Annotated in this window: 14 protein-coding genes; 6 read left to right on the forward strand and 8 right to left on the reverse strand. The window is 70.0% G+C overall.

Annotation, left to right across the window (positions count from 1 at the left end):
• The first annotated feature begins 59 nt into the window (after positions 1 to 59).
• The gene (locus BC358_RS05190) at positions 60 to 1,115 is read left to right on the forward strand and encodes a GlxA family transcriptional regulator (RefSeq protein ID WP_079365000.1); all 1,056 of its coding nucleotides are present in this window, start codon (positions 60 to 62) and stop codon (positions 1,113 to 1,115) included.
• Here the strand turns inward: BC358_RS05190 and BC358_RS05195 are convergent.
• From BC358_RS05195 to BC358_RS05210, 4 genes are all read right to left on the reverse strand, one after another.
• A complete protein-coding gene (locus BC358_RS05195; protein WP_079365001.1) occupies positions 1,054 to 2,001 on the reverse strand; it encodes an ankyrin repeat domain-containing protein in 948 nt (315 codons plus the stop codon). The genes BC358_RS05190 and BC358_RS05195 overlap by 62 nt on opposite strands.
• The gene (locus BC358_RS05200) at positions 1,998 to 2,573 is read right to left on the reverse strand and encodes an RNA polymerase sigma factor (protein WP_143434181.1); all 576 of its coding nucleotides are present in this window, start codon (positions 2,571 to 2,573) and stop codon (positions 1,998 to 2,000) included. The genes BC358_RS05195 and BC358_RS05200 overlap by 4 nt, the downstream gene beginning before the upstream one ends.
• 32 nt (positions 2,574 to 2,605) lie before the next feature.
• Positions 2,606 to 3,451: a hypothetical protein gene (locus tag BC358_RS05205; protein ID WP_079365002.1), complete on the reverse strand. Its 846-nt coding sequence runs from the start codon at positions 3,449 to 3,451 to the stop codon at positions 2,606 to 2,608.
• Between the two features lie 99 nt (positions 3,452 to 3,550).
• Positions 3,551 to 4,483, reverse strand: a complete 933-nt coding sequence (locus tag BC358_RS05210) for a LysR family transcriptional regulator (protein WP_079365003.1) — start codon at positions 4,481 to 4,483, stop codon at positions 3,551 to 3,553.
• A gap of 226 nt (positions 4,484 to 4,709) precedes the next feature.
• On the opposite strand from BC358_RS05210, the gene BC358_RS21740 reads away from it, so the two are divergent.
• The 4 genes from BC358_RS21740 (at position 4,710) to BC358_RS05230 (ending at position 7,312) form a co-directional block, all read left to right on the forward strand.
• Positions 4,710 to 5,327 carry a DUF4148 domain-containing protein gene (locus tag BC358_RS21740; RefSeq protein WP_133156297.1) on the forward strand — a complete coding sequence of 206 codons (618 nt, stop codon included), beginning with the start codon at positions 4,710 to 4,712 and terminating at the stop codon, positions 5,325 to 5,327.
• Between the two features lie 133 nt (positions 5,328 to 5,460).
• On the forward strand, positions 5,461 to 5,844 hold the full coding sequence (locus BC358_RS05220; protein ID WP_079365004.1) for a hypothetical protein: 384 nt from the start codon (positions 5,461 to 5,463) through the stop codon (positions 5,842 to 5,844).
• 72 nt (positions 5,845 to 5,916) lie between these two features.
• Positions 5,917 to 6,186, forward strand: coding sequence for a MoaD/ThiS family protein (locus tag BC358_RS05225; protein WP_079365005.1), 270 nt, complete (start codon positions 5,917 to 5,919; stop codon positions 6,184 to 6,186).
• A gap of 31 nt (positions 6,187 to 6,217) precedes the next feature.
• Positions 6,218 to 7,312 (forward strand): sialidase family protein, encoded by a 1,095-nt coding sequence (locus BC358_RS05230; RefSeq protein WP_079365006.1) that lies wholly within the window; start codon positions 6,218 to 6,220, stop codon positions 7,310 to 7,312.
• On the opposite strand, the gene BC358_RS05235 is transcribed toward BC358_RS05230, so the two are convergent.
• The 4 genes from BC358_RS05235 to BC358_RS05250 form a co-directional block, all read right to left on the reverse strand.
• Positions 7,309 to 8,346: an endonuclease/exonuclease/phosphatase family protein gene (locus BC358_RS05235; protein ID WP_079365007.1), complete on the reverse strand. Its 1,038-nt coding sequence runs from the start codon at positions 8,344 to 8,346 to the stop codon at positions 7,309 to 7,311. The two genes, BC358_RS05230 and BC358_RS05235, sit on opposite strands and share 4 nt — an antisense overlap.
• A gap of 44 nt (positions 8,347 to 8,390) precedes the next feature.
• Entirely contained in the window at positions 8,391 to 9,740 is a 1,350-nt protein-coding gene (locus BC358_RS05240; RefSeq protein ID WP_079365008.1) for an ATP-binding protein, read from the reverse strand.
• Positions 9,737 to 10,399: a response regulator transcription factor gene (locus tag BC358_RS05245; protein WP_079365009.1), complete on the reverse strand. Its 663-nt coding sequence runs from the start codon at positions 10,397 to 10,399 to the stop codon at positions 9,737 to 9,739. The genes BC358_RS05240 and BC358_RS05245 overlap by 4 nt, the downstream gene beginning before the upstream one ends.
• An 87-nt stretch (positions 10,400 to 10,486) precedes the next feature.
• Positions 10,487 to 12,256 (reverse strand): DEAD/DEAH box helicase, encoded by a 1,770-nt coding sequence (locus tag BC358_RS05250; protein WP_079365010.1) that lies wholly within the window; start codon positions 12,254 to 12,256, stop codon positions 10,487 to 10,489.
• 305 nt (positions 12,257 to 12,561) lie between these two features.
• Here BC358_RS05250 and BC358_RS05255 point away from each other — a divergent pair, with 305 nt between their 5' ends.
• On the forward strand, positions 12,562 to 14,724 hold the full coding sequence (locus BC358_RS05255) for a DUF1631 family protein (RefSeq protein ID WP_079365011.1): 2,163 nt from the start codon (positions 12,562 to 12,564) through the stop codon (positions 14,722 to 14,724).
• Positions 14,725 to 14,728: the final 4 nt, after the last annotated feature.

Genomic DNA, 14,728 nt, shown 5'->3' on the forward strand with positions numbered 1-14,728 from the left:
ACCCGGGGGGCGCCGGGTCTTAAAGTGTCCGGAATGACATCTTTGGAGCGATTTCAGACATGCCCGATTTCAGCCTGATCGTCCTGCCCGGCAGCCTGACCAGCGGTGTGGCCGTGACGCTGGACATGCTGTCGGCCGCCCAGGTGATGGCACCGCGCTGCGGCGTATCCGCACCGACCTGGCGGGTGCTTTCGCCTGCGGGTGGCCCGGTGGCGCTGTCGATGGGCCTGACCGTGGACACCCGCCCCCTGCCGCGGCGCGCGGGCGCCGACTCCTCGGTGTGGGTGCTGCCGGGCCTGCGTTTGGCCGACACCGCGCAACTGGCGCAACACCTGGATAACCCATGCGTGCAGGCGACGGCTGCGGCGGTGCGCCGCCATGTGGCCGCGGGCGGGCGCGTGGCGGCGTCGTGTTTCTCGGTGTTCGTGCTGGGTCTGGCGGGCGTGCTGGACGGGCGCCGCGCCACCACCACCTGGTGGCTGGCCCACCTGCTGCAGCAGCGGTTTCCCGCCTGCCGCGTGGACGCCGACCGCATGGTGTGCGTGGACGGCCCTGTCGCCACCGGCGGGGCGGCCCTGGCGCAGACCGACCTGATGCTGCACCTGCTGCGCGAGCACGGTGGGCACGCGCTGGCCGACTGGGTCGGCCGGGTGCTGCTGATCGACGCCCGTGCGGCGCAGTCGCCCTACGTGGTGCCCCAGGCCCTGGTGGCGGGCGACGACTTCGTCAGCGGGCTGGTGGCGCAGATCGAGGCGCGCTGGCCGGAACCGGTGACCGTGTCGATGCTGGCGCAGCAGGCCGCGATGTCGACCCGCACGCTGGCGCGCCATGTGCAGCGCGCCACCGGCAAGTCGCCCATGGCGCTGATCCAGAGCGTGCGTCTGCGCCGCGCGCGCGCCCTGCTGGAACACACGCGCCTGCCGGTGGAACAGGTGGCGGCCGCCGTGGGCTACCAGGACGCCACGGCCTTGCGCCGGATGTTGCAGCGGCTGACCGAGGCCACGCCGCGCCAGGTCCGGCGGCAGCGCCTGGTGGCCGAAACGGCCGGTGCGCTCAGCGCAACAGCGGCAGCAGACCTGGGTGACCGCTCCGTTCGGCGTGGTCCGCGGCACTGAGGCCATCGCGGTCGCGCAGCGTGCGGTCCGCACCCGCGGCCAGCAGTTGCCGCACCACCGCTTCGTTGCCGGTCCGCGCCGCCGCGATCAGGGGCGTGCGGCCGACGGGGTCGCGCCCGTTCGGGTCGGCCCCTTCGGCCAGCCGCTGCTGCACGGCCTCTGCGTTGCCAGACGCGATGGCGGCGAACAGGGGCGAGGGCGGTGGCGCCGGGCGGGCGGAGGTGATCTCATGCCGCTCGCGCAGCACCCCTTCGGCGGCGGGTGCGGCGCGGGACAAGGGGGCGGGTGCGACCGCTGCCGCTGGCGCCTGCGGTGGCGGAGCGACTTCGGCCGAAGCGGCAGGGGCTGCGCGCTCGGCCTCTTGCGCCGGCTCGGCGCCGGCCATGCGGTCTGCCGCTTCGGGGGCGGGGGCCACTGGCGCTGGCGGTCGCTTCATGAACCGGGTCTGAGCCTCCGGCGCCTGCTTCTGCTGTTGAGGCTCCGGTTGGGGCGGCGGTGCCGGGGCGGTGGCGGACTCCGCGGTTCCGGCGGGCGCGGTTGGCGCAGCCTGCGTGGCCGCAATTTCTGCGGCAGGGCGCGCACTGCCGGCGCCCATGGCCAGTTCCTTCTCTTCCGGCGTGCCACGGTCGAACTGCAGCACCAGCAGGCCGACTAGGCCGATCGCCGCGAGGCCGCCCAGGGCCCGCCAGGTCCAGGCGCTGTCGTTGGCGGCCGGCCGCGCGTTGGGGGGCGGCGTTTCGAGGCGCGAGGCGGCGACCGCGCGCGCATGCGCCAGCACGTTCTCTCTCAGCGCGGGGCCGGGCCGCGCGGCGTCGAGCTCATTGGCCTCGCGGTAGCGCTTCAGCAGCGCGTCGTCGGGCGTCGGCGGCAGGTGGTCGCGGTTCATGCGTGGGCCTCCAGGGTCTCGCGCAGGCGGGCGCGGGCATAGCGCAGGCGGCTCTTGGCGGTTTCCATGCTGACGCCCGTGGTCTGCGCGATTTCGGCCAGGCTCATGCCCGCTTCGGCCTGCAGCAGGAAGGCCTCGCGCTGCACCTCGGGCAGTGCCGCCAGCGCATCCAGCAGCGCCTGCGCCAGCTCGCGCGAATCGAGCCGCCGCTCCGGGCCGAAGCCGGACTCGGCCGCCAGCATCTCGGCCAGCGCGCTGCCGTCCTCGCTCTCGGCGTCCAGGCTGGTGTGGTTCTTCTGCGTGCGCCAGTGGTCGACCATGCGGTGGTGCGCCAGGGTGAACAGCCAGGTGCGGAACTTGGCACGCGGCTCGTACTGCGGCGCGTGGCGCACCACACTGAACCAGACGTCCTGCACCAGGTCGTCGGCCAGCGCGGCGTTCTGCACGCTGCGCTGCACGAAACGCCACACCGGCAGGGCGTGGCGGTCGTACAGGGCTTCAAAGGCGCGCATGTCCCCGCGGGCGTAGGCCTGCATGAGTTCTTCGTCGGAGGGCGTGTCGGCCGCGGTCATGCGGGCGATTATGGGCGGCGGTGGTCACGCCTTCAGTCCGGATCGGGTGCGTAGCGCGGCGAGCGCGACCCCGGGAACGGCTGCGGGCGGTGCGGTGACACATCGGGCGGCAGGATGCCCATCGCCACCAGGTTCTCGCGGCTGTCGTAGCGGATGCGGATCACCTCTTCGGGCCGGTCGCTGCGGCGCTCGAACGTGGTGTGGCCGATGGTGTCGTGTTCGCGCTCGCCGTGGCCGGTGCCCAGCTTCGGCGCCGCTGGTGCCGGGCGGCGGGCTTCGGCGACCGAGTCGGCGGCCGAGGCCGAGGGTGCGCCGCGTTCGAGCGGGCCCCTGCCCAGTGAGCCGCTTTCGGCTTCATTGAGTTCCCGCCGCTCGCGCCAGGACGGGTAGACCGGCTCCGGCAGCGGCTCCAGGGCCGGGGCCTTCTCACGGAAGAGCGCCACCCCGATCACCCCCACATGCGCCGGGCGACCGGTGCGTGCGGCGTAGGACGACGGCAGGGCGGTGAAGTGGAAGGCCGCGACCTCGTGGTCGGACTTGCGCCAGCCGGTGATGTCGTACTGCTGCCAGGGGCCGAGCACGTAGCCGGTCTGGTGCCAGGCCGCGGTTTCACCCGAGACCACATTGACGCCGTCCACCGAGACCACGCCCATGAGGCGGTTCGGCTGGGCATTGCGCACCGAGATGGCGTAGCGGGCGCCCGGCCGGCCGGCGACCCAGTGTTCGCCCCGGTGCCGGTAGACCGGCAGGGTCTCGCCGCTGTCGCGGTCGATCAGGTGGACATTGGCGAGCCGGCCGATGGCCTGGGCGGGCAGGGCGGACAACAAGGCACCTGCCGCGAAGGCGGACAGGGCGAGGCGGCGCAGGGAGGTGTTCATGAGGACTCCAGAAAGGGTGTGGAGTCCACTGAAACGAACGGAACGGCGAAAAGGGGTTGAACCCTGGTGGAAGATTTCAGCGCCGGGCCGCCCCCAGATTCAGCAGACGCTGCAGCCGGCCAGCGCCTCTGCCACGCGCTCGCGCGTCCGTTCGGTCAGGTGGTCCAGAAACACCTGGGTGCGCTGGGGCAGGAACTTGCGGCTGGGCAGGGCCGCATAGAGCGTGAACCGGCCGGTGATCCAGGGCGCGAGCACGCGCACCAGCGCACCGCTGGCCAGGTGGGGCGCAGCCAGCTCGACCGTGGTGCCGGTGATGCCGGCGCCGTCGAGCGCGGCCCGCATCAGCGTGTCGGTGTGGTTGGCCCAGAGCACCGGGCGCACGTCCAGCAGCACCTCGTCGTCGCAGTCGCTGCGGAACAGGCGCAGCATGCGGCTGCGAGGGCCCATGTCCGGCTTGATGCGCAGGCAGTCGTGCTGCAGCAGGTCCTGCGGGGTGGCGGGGGTGCCCCGGCGCGCCAGGTACGCCGGCGACGCAACCAGGAAGGCCTCGGTCGTGTTCACCTTGCGGGCAATGATGTTGGCGTCGTAACCCTCGTCGGTGCCCATCAGTGTGATGTCGAAGGCTTCGATGGGGGGCTCGCGGTGGCTCGCCACCTCGATGTCCAGCTGGATCTGCGGATAGCGCTGGTGGAAGCTCGCGACCATGGGCGCGAGCACGTGTGTGGCCAGCACCGGTGGCGCCAGCACCCGCAGCGTGCCCGAAAGCTCCTGTGTGTGCGAACTCACCAGCGAGTGCGCGTCGTCCAGATCCTGCAGGATGTGGCGCACCCGCTCCAGGTAGGCCTCGCCGGCATCGGTGAGCGACTGCCGGCGTGTGGTGCGTTGCAGCAGCCGGGTGCCCAGGTGCTCCTCCAGGTCGGCCACCAGCCGCGTCACCACCGCGGGCGACATGTCCAGCGCCCGCGCAGCGGCGGCAAAACCGCCTTCGTCCGCCACACGAAGAAACACACGCATTGAGGTCAGTCGGTCCATGGGTCGATGGTGGAGGGTTTCAATCGAGAGATTGTTGCTGATTTGGAAATAGATTGACGACGATCCGGTGATTTTTCTTCTTGCAATGAAATTTTAAAGTTCACCCATCGCGAACGAATCTCTTCCGAAACACAACGCAAAGAAGCGAAACCGCCGCGAAAAGACACCCGACCCCCGGGCCGGCACCATCACTTCACCGTTTCACCACTTCTTGAAAGGAAGCACCATGAAAGCCTCTTACCTCTCCAGCATCGCCCTTGCCGTGGCCGCCCTGTCGGCCGGTCAGGCCTTCGCCGCCGACGCCGACGCACCCCTGACCCGCGAGCAGGTCCGCGCCGAACTGATCCAGGCCCAGCAGGCCGGTGACGTGATCGGCGACAACGAGTCCGGTCTGACGCTGCGCGAGATGTATCCCGGCCGCTATCCGGCCGCCGCCACCGCCCAGGCCAAGACCCGTGCCGAGGTCAAGGCCGAGCTGGCCGCCGCCCAGCGCGATGGCAACGTGATCGCCGACAACGAGTCCGGCCGCACCGCCCGCGAGATCAATCCCTCGGCCTACGCCGCCGCACCCAAGACCCAGGGCCTGACCCGCGAGGAAGTGCGCGCCGAGCTGCGTGCTGCCCAGGAAAGCGGCAACGTGATCGCCGACAACGAGTCGGGCCGCACGCTGCGCGAGGTTTACCCGAACCGCTACCCCAAGGACAACGTGGCCCAGGCCAAGACGCGTGAGCAGGTCAAGGCCGAGTTGGCCGAAGCCCAGCGCACCGGCGACATCATTGCCGACGGCGAAAGCGGCAAGAAGCTGAACGAGCTTTACCCCAGCCGTTACCCCAAGGCGAACTGACCTCCCCCCTGCGCCGCTTCGCGGCTTTCCCCCAGGGGGACCACACCTGCGGCCCGGCGAAGCCGGTTCCGCGGTGTGCGCTGGAATGTCAGGCGAACGTGTCTGGTACAACCCTGCGACGCAGGAGATGACGATGACAAGTTTCACCAAGGTGGTGCTCTACACCGGCACCGACGGACGGGCCGCGTTCCGCGAGGAATCGGTCGAACTCAGCGAAGGCACGCCAGCGGCGTGCCTTTCGCCGTTGATGCCCTCGGGCGGTTACCAGCTGCGCCAGAGCCCGGTCGGTTTTCGCAGCCAGTTCCACTGCACCGGTACCCCCCAGTGGCTGTTCGTGCTGCAGGGGCAGATGGAGATCGGGCTGCAGGACGGCAGCTCGCGCGTCTTCGGCCCGGGCGATCACTTCTATTCCGCCGACACCCTGCCCGAGGGCGCGACCTTCGACCCGGCGGTGCACGGCCACTGGAGCCGCCAGGTCGGCGACCAGCCGCTGGTGACGCTGTTCGTGCGCGCCTGACCCTGCCTCCAGAGGGGTTCGGGGCTTGCGCGCGCGGGCGAGCGAATCGACACTGCGTGCGGAACCTTCACCATGGTCACCGTCGAATTCGCCCCCGCCCTGCGCCGCCACGTGGACTGCGAACCCCAGCAGGTGCCACCGGGGTTGCTGCGCGATGCGCTGGAGGAGGCCCTGCAGGCCGCGCCGGCGCTGGCGGCCTATGTGTTCGACGACCAGCGCGCGGTGCGCAAACACGTGGCCGTGTTCGTCAACCGCGAACTGGTGGCCGACCGCACCCGGCTGGACCGGGCACTGCTGGCCGGCGACCGGGTGCTGGTGGTGCAGGCGCTGAGCGGCGGCTGAACCGCCACCCACACAACCCGAGGAGACTGCAATGGCGACGATGCTGGTGGCAAGCCGCAAGGGCCTGTTCGTGTGGGAGGGCGCGGGCACCGGCTGGCGCATCGCGGCGCTGCACTTTGCTGGCGAGCCGGTCACCAGCGTGCTGGCCGATCCGCGCGACGGCCACTGGTACGCCGCGCTGCGCCTGGGCCACTTTGGCGTCAAGCTGCACCGCAGTGCAGACCGGGGGCGTTCGTGGACCGAGGTGGCCGCGCCCGCGTTTCCGCCCAAACCGGCCGAAGGCCCGATGGCCGACGACACCACGCCCTGGAGTGTGGACCTGGTGTGGTCGATGGCGGCCGGCGGCGCGGACGAGCCCGGGGTGCTCTGGGCGGGCTGCCTGCCGGCGGGCCTGTTCCGTTCGGAGGATCGCGGCGCGAGCTGGTCGCTGAACCGGCCGCTGTGGGAAGAGCCCGGCCGCCGCGAATGGTTCGGTGGCGGCTACGACCACGCCGGCATCCACTCCATCGTGGTCGACCCGCGCGATGCCCGCCATGTGACGCTGGGCATCTCCTGTGGAGGCGTCTGGCAGACGCGCGACGCTGGCACCAGCTGGTCCCTCACGGCCCAAGGCATGAAGGCCGACTACCTGCCGGCCGAGAGCGCCGACGACGGCAACACCCAGGACCCGCACGCCCTGGTGCAGTGCCGCGCCCAGCCCGAAGCGCTGTGGGTGCAGCACCACCGCGGCATTTACCGCTCCACCGACGGCGGCGTGCTGTGGCAGGCCATCGCGGCGCCAGCGCCGTCGGGTTTCGGCTTTGCCGTGGCCTGTGACCCGGGCAACCCGCAACGCGCCTGGTTCGTGCCGGCGCAGGCCGATGTCTGCCGCATCCCGGTGGACGGGCGTTTGGTGGTGCTGCGCACCGACGACGGCGGCCGGAGTTTCCAGGCCTTCGGCGACGGCTTGCCTCAGACCCACGCCTACCACCTGGTGTACCGGCACGCGCTGGACGTGGACGCCAGCGGTCGCGTGCTGGCCATGGGCTCGACCACCGGCGGGCTCTGGGTCAGTGCCGATGCCGGCGAACACTGGCAGGAACTCTCGCGCGATCTGCCGCCGCTGGCTTCCGTCCGGTTCGTCTAGACCAGCACATCCGGCAGCTTCAGCCGCAGCAGCGCGCGCACGAAGCCGTGGTCGCTGCGGCTGCGGTCGCGGCCTTCGTGCAGGTGGTCGTTGAACACCTCCACGCGGCGCACGTCGCCGATGGCCGAACGGCTGGTGGCCACGAACTCCTCGCTCACCAGCACCTGATCCAGCACCTCGGGGTAGCCCTGGTGGATGTGCGAATACGCCACGTCGCGCCGCAGCGCAGCCTCCCCCTGCACGTCCCAGGCGCTGAACAGGGCGTTGTCGCGCGCACCCTTGTCGTAGGCCACCTGCGAGGTGGCGGCGATCAGCTGGGTGGTCACGCTGTGCGGCCCGTCGTTGAAATCGCCCATCACGATCAGCGGCAGCCGCGTGCGGTGCAGCAGCTCGACCACCTTCAGCCGCAGTGCCAGCGCCTCGCCTGCGCGCATCAGCAGCGAACGCAGCGAGCCCAGTGCCTGCACGGTCGGGTCTTCGGTGTCTTCCATGGTCTGGCCGCTGGCGTCCTGCAGGTACTTGGGGCGCTTGGACTTGAGGTGCGCGGTGATCACGCCGATCTCCTGCCCGTGTTTCATGCGCAGCGTGGCCAGCAGGGGCGGGCGCTCGAAGCGGGTGTGTGGCCCCAGCCCGGGCACCTGCACCACGGCCGCGGCGGGGAAATCGGCGATCGACTCCAGCGACTCAAGCTTCAGCCGCGTCACCAGGCCCACGCGCGGCGTGCCCTGGGCACCGTGTTGTCCGGGGCCGTTCTCGGCGCCGGGCACGGCCACCGTACCGTACTGGAGGCCGCTGCGGGCGATGGCGGCGCGCAGCGCCACCTCGTCCCAGACCTCCTGCACCGCCAGCACGTCGGCGTTGAGCACGCGAAAGCGCTCGCCGAGCCACTCGACTTTGCGCTCGAACTCGTTCTGGCTGTACGGGTCCTGCCCGTCGTAGAAGTGGCGGCCCGGCTGCGCCAGGTTCAGTACGTTGGCGCTGGCGACGGTCAGCGTGGCCCAGCGCGAGGGCGGCGGCGGAGAGGTGTTGGCCATGGCTGCACTGTATATACAGAGTGGTGCGGCGGGGCGCCGCCGCATCAGGTGTTCCGCGGTTCGGTGCGGGCAGTGAACAGCGGCAGGTGCACGCGCACCGTCAGCCCACCGCCGGATGTGTCGGCCAGTTCCACCCTGCCGCCGTGCAGGGCCGCGATTTCGCCGACGATGGACAGGCCCAGGCCGCTGCCTTTGCCGTCGCCGGGGGAGAGCCGGACGAACCGTTCCAGCACCCGCACCCGGTCCTCCGGTGCGATGCCGGTGCCGTTGTCGCTGACCTCCAGCACCGCTGTCCCGCCGGCGACGTGCAAGCCCACGTCGATGCGCACCGGCCCCGGGTTGTGGGTCAGCGCATTGCCGATCAGGTTGTCGACCAGGTTGCGCAGCGCATGCGGGTCGCCGACCAGGGACACCGGCTCGGCGCTCACCAGTCCCAGGTCGCTGCCCTGCTGTTCGGCGCGCGCCGAAAAGCCGGCGACGGCCTCGCGCAGCAGATCGTCCAGCCGCAGGGTCTGCTGCTGGGCCGTCTGCGCTTCGGGCTCCAGGCGTGCGAGCTGGAGCAGCTGAAAGGCCAGCCGGGAGGCCCGTTCGATGCCTGCATCCAGCTGGTCCAGCGCACCCTCCCATTCGCCCGGCTTTGACCGCCGGACCAGCTGCGCCTGCAGCTTGACCACGGCCAGCGGTGTATTGAGCTCGTGCGCGGCGTCGGCCAGGAAGCGGCGCTGGTGGTTGAGCATGTGCTCGATGCGGGCCAGCAGCTGGTTGAGCGTGTCGGCCAGTGGCGCCACCTCGGCGGGCAGGCCGGAGGTGTCGATGGGCTGCAGGCCTTCCGGGTCGCTGCGGGCGATGTCGCTGCGCAGCTGTTCCAGCGGCAGCAGCACGCGGTCGACGCCCGTGCTGGTGAGCACCGCCAGCACCAGCACCAGCAGCACCAGCGGAATCAGCAGCCATGGGGTGAGTGAGTAGAAGTGCTGGCGCCGGATCTTGGTGGTGACCGCCACCTGAACGATGCGCCGGTCGTGCGCCTGTGTGTACACACGCCAGCTTTCGCCCTCCCAGGTGACGATGTTGTGTCCCGGACGCTGCAGGGGCGGGCCGACATCGGCCAGCGAGGAATAGACCAGCTGGCCCGAGTGGTCCCAGATCTGGCTGACGAACTGGTCGAGGTCGTCATCGGCCAGTGCGGTCGAGGGCAGCGGCGCCGGGGGTTGAGCGGGCGCGGCCTCGTCGTGGCGCACCACCGTCTGGGCGATCTGCTCCAGACCCATGTCGCGCACATTGTTGAAGCCGCTCCAGGTCAGCCGCGCGGTCAGGAAACCGACCACCAGGGTGGTGATCAGCACCGAGGAGATCAGCCAGATCAGCAGCTGGGAGCGGATCGAGCGCAGTTTCAAGGCCGCTGCACCAGCTTGTAGCCCACCCCGCGCACATTGACGATCCAGGGCTCACCGAGCTTGCGGCGCAGGTGGTGCAGGTGCACCTCCACGGCGTTGCTGGAAATGTCTTCGCTCCAGCCATACAGCTGCTTCTCCAGCTGCTCGACCGAGAGCACCACCCCAGGCTGCCGGGCGAAGGTGGTCAGCAGGTCGAACTCGCGTTGCGACAGCGCCAGCTGCTTGCCCCCCAGCAGGGCCTCGCGCTCGGCCGGCCGCACCTCCAGGCGCCCCAGCTGGATGTGGGCGCTGGCGCGCCCGCCCTGGCGGCGCGCCAGCGCATGGATACGCGCGCACAGTTCGTCCAGGTCGAAGGGTTTGGTCAGGTAGTCGTCGGCGCCCTGGTTGAGCCCGGCCACGCGGTCGGGCACGGCATCGCGCGCAGTCACCAGCATCACCGGGGTCGTCTGGCCCTCGTTGCGCATCCATCGCAGGATCTGCAGCCCATCGGGCTTCGGCAGGCCGATGTCCAGCAGCACCACGTCGTAGCTGCGGCGGCCCAGGGCGTCGACGACCTGGTCACCGGTCTTGGCCCAGTCCACCTGGAACCCGGCCAGATCCAGCCCTTTTTCCATGCTGGCACCCAGCATCACATCGTCTTCGGCAAGCAGCAGTTTCATGGTGTGGACCTCTGATGGCGCAATGGTACCGACGAAAAAAAGGCGGGCATGTGCCCGCCTTGCTGCCGATCGGACCGAAAAACGAACTCAGCGGATGCGGCCGTAGCTGGTGCGCAGCGGATCGGCACCGCCGCCGTTGCCACCGCGCTGTCCACCACCGCCCTTGTTCTTGTTGCGGTTGCCGGTGCGCATCGAATCGATGCTGGTGCGCAGCGGATCAGGCTGGCCGCCCGGCGAGGCGGCGCGGGCGCGCGGTTCGCGGATGCGCAGGCTGCCCAGGTGGGCATTGGGGCCGGGCTGGCGCTCGGGGCGGTCTTCGCCTTCGTAGCGGTCTTCGCGCGGTGCGCGCGGCGTGCGCTCCTGGTGCTGGCGCGGCTGACCGTTGTGATTGGGGTTGCCGTTGGCGTTGGCCTGGCGCGGTTGTCCGTTGCCGCCCCCACCGCCACGGCGGTTGCGGTTGCGGCGCCGGCCTTCGCCCTGGCCCTCGGCGAGGGGCTGGCCCTCACCGGATTCGGCGCGCTGGCGCGGCTGGCCGCCGCCGTTGTTGTTGCGCCCGCTGTTGCCGCCCTCGGCCTTCTTCTCGCGGATGCGGGTCATCATTTCCTGGCGTGCGGCCTTGGCGGCGGCGGCCATCACGTCGCGGCTGGGCGGCTTGCCCGCGCCGCCCCAGATGGTCTGGCGGCCCATGGCGATGGGTTCGGCCTTCTCACCCGGCTCGGGCATGAACTCCTGGAAGATCTCCACCGGAATCTGCTGCTTGGTGAAGCGCTCGATGTCCATCATGAAGCCTTCTTCGTCCAGGCTCACGAGGTTGACCGCCTGGCCTTCGCGGCCGGCACGGCCGGTGCGGCCGATGCGGTGCACGTAGTCTTCGCAGACGTTGGGGATCTCGTAGTTGACGACGTGTGGCAGCTCGTCGATGTCGATGCCGCGGGCCGCGATGTCGGTGGCCACCAGGGCGCGGATCTCGCCGCTCTTGAAGTCGGCCAGTGCCTGGGTGCGGGCGCCTTGGCTCTTGTTGCCGTGCAGCGCCATGGCCTTGATGCCGTTCTTGGTCAGGTAGTCGGCCACGTTGTTGGCGCCGAACTTGGTGCGGGTGAAGACCAGCACCTGGCTCCAGTTGTGCTGGTTGATGATGTGCACCAGCAGCGCCTTCTTCTTGCCGCGGCCCACGGGGTGGATCACCTGGGTGATGCGCTGCACCGTGGTGTTGCGCGGGGTCACCTGGATACTCTGCGGGTCCTTGAGCAGGTTGTTGGCCAGGTCGCGGATCTCGTCGCTGAAGGTGGCCGAGAACAGCAGGCTCTGCTTGCTCTGGGGCAGCAGGGCCAGCACCTTCTTCACGTCGTGGATGAAGCCCATGTCGAGCATGCGGTCGGCTTCGTCGAGCACCAGGATCTGCACCTGCGAGAGGTCCAGGAAGCCCTGCTGCTGCAGGTCCAGCAGGCGGCCGGGGGTGGCCACCAGGATGTCCACGCCCTTTTTCATGGCGTTGATCTGCGGGTTCATGCCGACGCCACCGAAGACCACGGTGGAGGTCAGCGACAGGTGCTTGCCGTAGACACGCACGGACTCTTCCACCTGGGCCGCGAGTTCGCGGGTCGGCGTGAGCACCAGGGCGCGGATGGCGTTGCCACCAAAGCGGTTCTGGCCGCGCTCGCCCTGCGAGAGGCGCTGCAGCATCGGCAGGGTGAAGGCAGCGGTCTTGCCGGTGCCGGTCTGGGCGCCACCGAGCAGGTCGCGGCCGGCCAGGACGGCCGGGATGGCCTCAACCTGGATGGGGGTGGGGGTCTCGTAACCGTGCTCGCGCACAGCTTGCACGATGGCCGGAGCCAGGTTCAGATCTTCGAATTTCATCAATGAGAGGCACCCGTCCAGGGCGCTGGGGGCATCTGCCTGTGCGGTTGCCGAAGCAACTGTTCAGTTGAAGGCAGACGGGGTCTACAAAGCGGGTGGCAGGACCAGGAACTGGGGGCCGACCCTCCGGCGGGGTTGCCGGTGTTGCGGGCCACTGATGCGACGCAACGGGGCGTATTGTCGCACGTCTTGCCCAGCGACCGTCTGGAGAATTGCGGGAGCCGGCTGTCAGTGCCTGTCTCCATAATGTCGGTCCGCCCTCACGCCGGCCCCGGCCGGGACGATCCCACCCTCCACGAGAAGCCATGGATTCGCACAAGTTGATCCGGTCCGGTGTGGCCAATGACGCGGGAAAGCTGCGCCCGACACTCCAGCATTGCCTGGAGGCCGCTCTGTCGATCGCCGACACCATGATCGACGAGCTGCTGGCGCAGCTGGAGGCGGTGGCCGACCCGGACCGCCTGGCCAACCTGCCCATGGAGCTGGAACATGTGGACGTGGGGCAGATCGACCGCTGGATCCACGAAGCCGATGCCATCAAGCGCACCTGGTCGCAGCAGCTGCGCCAGGTCTTCTACCACGGCGAGGTCCAGGACCCGGACCTGCATGCCACGGTGCGTTTTGACGATCTGCGGCTGCTGGACGACCGGCAACTGGACGCCAGCATCGAGTTCGCCATCGCCGAGCAGGCGCTGACCAAGTCCACGCAGGAACTGCTGCCGCGTCTGAACGCCCTGGTGAGCAACCTCATGGGCTGGCTCACGGTGCAGCCCGACCTGAACCCGCTGCGACCCTCGGCCTACGCCCGGGCGCTGCGCGCGGTGATGGTCCAGCACGTATCCGATCCGCACCAGCGCACCGCACTGTTCGTGCCGGTGGCCGGCATCATGGGCGAGAGCCTGCGGCAGGTGTACCGCGAACTGATCCAGTGGCTGATGGCGCACGGCGTCGAGCCACTCGAGAACACCACGCAGTCGCTGCAGGCCGACAAGGCACCGCGCAACGCGGTGGGCCGCACCCTGCTGACGCTGAGCCGGCTGCGCCAGTTGCTGGCGGGGGATCTCAATGGCGAGCAGGAAGGCGGGCCGATCTTTCTGCACACGGTGCCGGCCTCCATGTCGGCGCTGGAGGACCTGGGGCTCATCGAGCCCCTGATGCAGCGCCTGCGCCAGCGGCCGGAACGGGCCGCTGGTCAGGGCCCGGTGGCCGAACTGCCGGTGGTCTCGGGCCATCAGCTGGGCCGGCTGCTGGGCCAGGAGGTGGTCCGCCTCATGCTGGACAACCTGACGCAGGACGAGCGCCTGCTGCCGGCCATCCGCCAGCAGATCGGACTGCTCGAACCCTCGCTGACCCGGCTCTCGCAGGCCGACCCCCGTTTCTTCAGCGACCGGCAGCACCCCGCGCGCCAGCTGCTGGAAAGCATCACCCAGCGCAGCCTGGGCTACCAGAGCCAGAGCGAAGACGGTTTCAGCGACCTGCTGCGCTCGGTGACCGGCGCGGTGCGTTCGCTGCAGCGCGTCGACGCCAGCGAAGAGGTGTTTGCCCGTCTGCTCAAACGCCTGCGGCGCCGCTGGGAAGAGGACGACGCCCGCAAGAACCAGCGGCGGGCCGAGGCGGCGCGTGCGCTGCTGCACGCCGAGCAGCGGCAGGTGCTGGCCGAGCGGCTGGCCGCCGATTTCCAGCAGCGCATGCAGGACAAGGACGTGCCGGAGTTCGTGCAGCGCTTTCTCACCGGTCCCTGGGCCCAGGTGCTGGCCGAAGCGCAGCTCGAAGGCAGCCTGCCGGGCAACGAGGACGATTCGCTGGACGTCGTCGCCGACGACCTGATCTGGAGCGTGCAGCCGGCCCTGATCCGGCGCGACACCGACCGACTGGCGCGGCTGGTGCCCCGCCTGCTGGGCCAGATGCGCCAGGGCCTGCAGCGCATTGCCTACCCCGACGAACTCACCGGCCAGTTCTTCGACGCGCTGGTGACGGTGCATGAAAAAGCCTTCGACGTGCCCACGCTGACCGATGCGTCCGGGGCCGGGGCGGAGGTCGACGCCCTCGACGATCCGATCACCCTGGGCATGTCGGTCGAGGAGCTGCCCATCGACGACTCGTTCTGGATCGCGGGCAAGGAGGCCGAAGACGCCGGTTTTGTGGAGGCCGAGACCGGCCCCATGCCCCTCGAAGGACTGAACGTCGTCGAAATGGACCTGGCGCCTGGCGCCTGGGTCGACCTCAAGGTGCAGGGCGAGTGGCTGCGGGCCCAGCTGACCTGGACCAGCCCGCGGGGCGGCCTGTTCATGTTCATCTCCGCCAATGGCCTGGCCCATTCCATGACCCGGCGCACGCTGGAGAAGCTGCTGGGCAAGGACGCCCTGCGCATCATCTCCCGCGGCGGGGTGGTCGAGGGGGCGCTGGACGCGGTGGCCCAGCAGGCCCTGCGCAACGCGCAGGAGGCCGATCCGGACACCGGTCTCTGACACG

Origin of the sequence: Hydrogenophaga sp. H7, from assembly GCF_002025745.1 — a bacterium.
Classification (GTDB): Bacteria; Pseudomonadota; Gammaproteobacteria; order Burkholderiales; family Burkholderiaceae_C; genus Hydrogenophaga; species Hydrogenophaga pseudoflava.

Coding starts and splice junctions, on each gene's coding strand:
- BC358_RS05220 (WP_079365004.1), top strand. CDS start 5,461: ATGACAAGTTTCACCAAGGTGGTGCTCTACACCGGCACCGACGGACGG.
- BC358_RS05245 (WP_079365009.1), bottom strand. CDS start 10,399: ATGAAACTGCTGCTTGCCGAAGACGATGTGATGCTGGGTGCCAGCATG.
- BC358_RS05235 (WP_079365007.1), bottom strand. CDS start 8,346: ATGGCCAACACCTCTCCGCCGCCGCCCTCGCGCTGGGCCACGCTGACC.
- BC358_RS05250 (WP_079365010.1), bottom strand. CDS start 12,256: ATGAAATTCGAAGATCTGAACCTGGCTCCGGCCATCGTGCAAGCTGTG.
- BC358_RS05255 (WP_079365011.1), top strand. CDS start 12,562: ATGGATTCGCACAAGTTGATCCGGTCCGGTGTGGCCAATGACGCGGGA.
- BC358_RS05190 (WP_079365000.1), top strand. CDS start 60: ATGCCCGATTTCAGCCTGATCGTCCTGCCCGGCAGCCTGACCAGCGGT.
- BC358_RS05225 (WP_079365005.1), top strand. CDS start 5,917: ATGGTCACCGTCGAATTCGCCCCCGCCCTGCGCCGCCACGTGGACTGC.
- BC358_RS21740 (WP_133156297.1), top strand. CDS start 4,710: ATGAAAGCCTCTTACCTCTCCAGCATCGCCCTTGCCGTGGCCGCCCTG.
- BC358_RS05200 (WP_143434181.1), bottom strand. CDS start 2,573: ATGACCGCGGCCGACACGCCCTCCGACGAAGAACTCATGCAGGCCTAC.
- BC358_RS05205 (WP_079365002.1), bottom strand. CDS start 3,451: ATGAACACCTCCCTGCGCCGCCTCGCCCTGTCCGCCTTCGCGGCAGGT.
- BC358_RS05210 (WP_079365003.1), bottom strand. CDS start 4,483: ATGGACCGACTGACCTCAATGCGTGTGTTTCTTCGTGTGGCGGACGAA.
- BC358_RS05195 (WP_079365001.1), bottom strand. CDS start 2,001: ATGAACCGCGACCACCTGCCGCCGACGCCCGACGACGCGCTGCTGAAG.
- BC358_RS05230 (WP_079365006.1), top strand. CDS start 6,218: ATGGCGACGATGCTGGTGGCAAGCCGCAAGGGCCTGTTCGTGTGGGAG.